The sequence below is a fragment of the Erwinia persicina NBRC 102418 genome (assembly GCF_001571305.1).
In the GTDB taxonomy this organism is placed as follows: domain Bacteria; phylum Pseudomonadota; class Gammaproteobacteria; order Enterobacterales; family Enterobacteriaceae; genus Erwinia; species Erwinia persicina.
The window spans coordinates 1-2,663 of sequence record NZ_BCTN01000050.1 but is presented as its reverse complement, the minus strand read 5'-3'; the positions used below and the strand labels follow the sequence as shown (position 1 = coordinate 2,663).

At 45.7% G+C, this 2,663-nt stretch carries 3 protein-coding genes and 2 pseudogenes; all 5 read left to right on the top strand.

The window, feature by feature from the left end; genetic code table 11:
- A pseudogene (locus EPE01S_RS23690) lies at positions 1 to 886 on the top strand (hypothetical protein); the annotation flags it as partial.
- Positions 883 to 1,380: a hypothetical protein gene (locus EPE01S_RS22540; protein WP_062749659.1), complete on the top strand. Its 498-nt coding sequence runs from the start codon at positions 883 to 885 to the stop codon at positions 1,378 to 1,380. The pseudogene EPE01S_RS23690 and the gene EPE01S_RS22540, both read left to right, overlap by 4 nt.
- A pseudogene (locus EPE01S_RS23745) lies at positions 1,361 to 1,882 on the top strand (VENN motif pre-toxin domain-containing protein); the annotation flags it as partial. The gene EPE01S_RS22540 and the pseudogene EPE01S_RS23745, both read left to right, overlap by 20 nt.
- The gene (locus tag EPE01S_RS24030; RefSeq protein ID WP_255210182.1) at positions 1,871 to 2,236 is read left to right on the top strand and encodes a polymorphic toxin type 17 domain-containing protein; all 366 of its coding nucleotides are present in this window, start codon (positions 1,871 to 1,873) and stop codon (positions 2,234 to 2,236) included. The pseudogene EPE01S_RS23745 and the gene EPE01S_RS24030, both read left to right, overlap by 12 nt.
- Positions 2,233 to 2,457, top strand: a complete 225-nt coding sequence (locus tag EPE01S_RS22530) for an Imm31 family immunity protein (protein WP_062749655.1) — start codon at positions 2,233 to 2,235, stop codon at positions 2,455 to 2,457. The genes EPE01S_RS24030 and EPE01S_RS22530 overlap by 4 nt, the downstream gene beginning before the upstream one ends.
- The last annotated feature ends 206 nt before the right edge of the window (positions 2,458 to 2,663 follow it).

The following is a 2,663-nucleotide window of genomic DNA, read 5'->3' as shown; positions in this document are numbered from 1 at the left end:
GGCGGGTAAGAATGCGGTTGAGAATAATGCACTGAGTGTTCCGCAAATAGAAAGTTTTGCGGAGAAAGCCAAGGGCTGTGAAGCCCGTGGTGACTGTGGTCAGATCGTGAAAGAAATGGAAGATCTGAGCCTCAATCAGCAAAAGGAAATGATTGCGGTCTGTTCCACCAATCCAAAGGCCTGTAAAGATAAGTACGGTGATATTCCGGCCAACGGAATGCTGGTTCGTAAGGCCCTGGATAGTCTGTTTGATGCTGATGTTCCGGCAGAAATGAAGAACGACATATCTTCATTCTGGGCGCAGCAGATGGAGGCTGAAGGTGTAGTTACCAGCACCGAATTTGCGAGTCAGTTGGAAAGCCGGTATGGCATGGACAAACAACAGTCCGAGATCCTTGCAATGGCGGTGCTGGGTGCAGTGACTAGCGGGATGGGCAAAGCTGGCGCTTCAACACCAGGTAAAACGATATCGGCTAAGCCCGAATGGTTGCAGAATGTTCAGGCGGGTAATAAATTTAATGCAGAACAGTCTAAAAATTATCCATACAATGAGCTGTATGTGAACAAACCCAACGGAAACGGTTATTATCGTGTTGATTCGTATAACCCGGCAACAGGTGAGATAGTGTCGCGTAAGTTCACGCAGTTCTCTGATATCACTGAATCAACAGCGACTAATTACATCCGGGAAGCTGTGAATAAATATCCTGCAGGTGCAACCATTGCTAAAGTTCCATCAAGTGGTTCATTGGCCGGTGATGCGTTGCGTGGGTCTAATATTTTAGAAGTTCCTCCCCAGGCAAAACCCATTCCACAATCGGTTTTGAATGCAGCAGATAAGGCTGGGGTGGTAATACGTGATACAAATGGGAAGGTTTATCAATGAAGCAATGTGTATTTTATTGTAAATCATGGTTTAGAGCAAAAAATAAACCAATTGATGTATGGTTAGAAAAGAAAGCATATAAAAAACATATGGCTGGTGAGTCCTACACTGCACTCATTGGTTCAGAATCTACACCATCATGTTTTATTGAAGTAATGAAAAATAAAGGATGGGTTGGGGTAAGTTTTCTAAATGAAAACTTGCAAGAATATTTACTATACAATTTTAAAATACTTAATGACAATCGTTTGTTTTTATCAATGGCTGTTTATCGAGAGTTTGCTGAACACGATGGCGAAGGTGCAGGTATATTAAATGTGTCGCATGGTACTACATATATCTTTAACGAAAATGGTAGTGCTGTGGTAAGGGAAGAACAGTTTAATCCCTATAAACTAGAAGAGAGTCAAACAACAGTCGATGTGACAGGGAATTATGATATGTTCCCTGAGTTTGGGGAGTACGATTCTTTGATCCGAAAGGAACGATGTTGAGAATAACTATCTGAGCACTGCGCAACAGGCTCAGAAAGATAAAGAAATCGCTGAATGTCAGACAGTCGCCTGTAAAGCTGGCGCACAGGCGAAATGGACTGCGATAGACCTGGGACAGGATGGCAGCTTTGCGGCGGGTATGGTGGCCGGGGTTCCGGCAGGGCTGTACGACACGATAGACAGCATCGTGAAAACGGCCAGTAATCCGCAGGAAACCTATGACGCCCTGAAATCGCTGTTTAACAGCGGAGATGTGCTCGGTAACGTATCGGATGCGGTAAAACAGTCCTACATTGACCGTATCGACCGGATGGAAGCGGAGTATCAGAAAACCGGAGCCAGCGGTTCATTTAATGCGGGCGTTGAAGGCGGTAAGCTGGTTACGGATATCGCCGGGCTGCTGGCTGGCGGTGCAGGGGTTGCTAAAGGTGGCGCGGTACTGACGGAGAAGGTTGTTGCTAAGGTTGCGGGTAAGACTGAATCGGCGGTAATAAATACAGGTAAAGTTCCTGCTTATGTAGAAGAGCCACCTTTCAATCCTTCTGGTACAGGTAGCGCGGCTCAACCTTGGTCGACTAAAGGTCGTATCAACTATGTTCAGTTAGCGAACGAAGGTAAAATCCGCTATGTACCGCCAGAGGGATATTCTGCATCTCAGCCATTACCCAGAGGTCCAAATAAAGGTTACATCGACAAATTTGGGAACGAGTGGGTTAAAGGTCCATCACGTACTGCGGGCCAGGCATTTGAGTGGGATGTCCAGTTATCACGAACAGGTAAAGCCCAGTTAGGTTGGGCTACGCGAGATGGTTCTCACCTCAATATATCCCTGGATGGAAAAATTACGCATAAGTGATCACCATGAAGATAGATTTTTATCAGGAAGTGGAAATTAAAGAAAACGCCAAAAATAGTAAATACGCAAAGTGCAAAGGAGTCGTTCTTGGAGTCAGTGAGGAAGAAGATGTTGTCTATGGTTACTCGGTGGTAATTCACGGGAAAGAAAATACAGTGTACTTCGAGAAAGACGATGTTTTCCCCACTGGAGTTGTCTTCAGGCGAGAAGACTTTTATTGATGCACAGCCCGGCTATAAAGCCGGGCTTTTTGTTATTCGGATCTTGCTTTGTAGAATGTTATATTTCACGCAAAATTTAAGTCGTACTAGCTTTTCATGTCATGGGTGTAAAATACAACTTCAGTTGTGAGGCGATGGACGTTATCCGCACGCAGGGCGACATCGCGGGGCTGAAGGCCCAGACAGACCCGGCGGCGCTGGCGGGC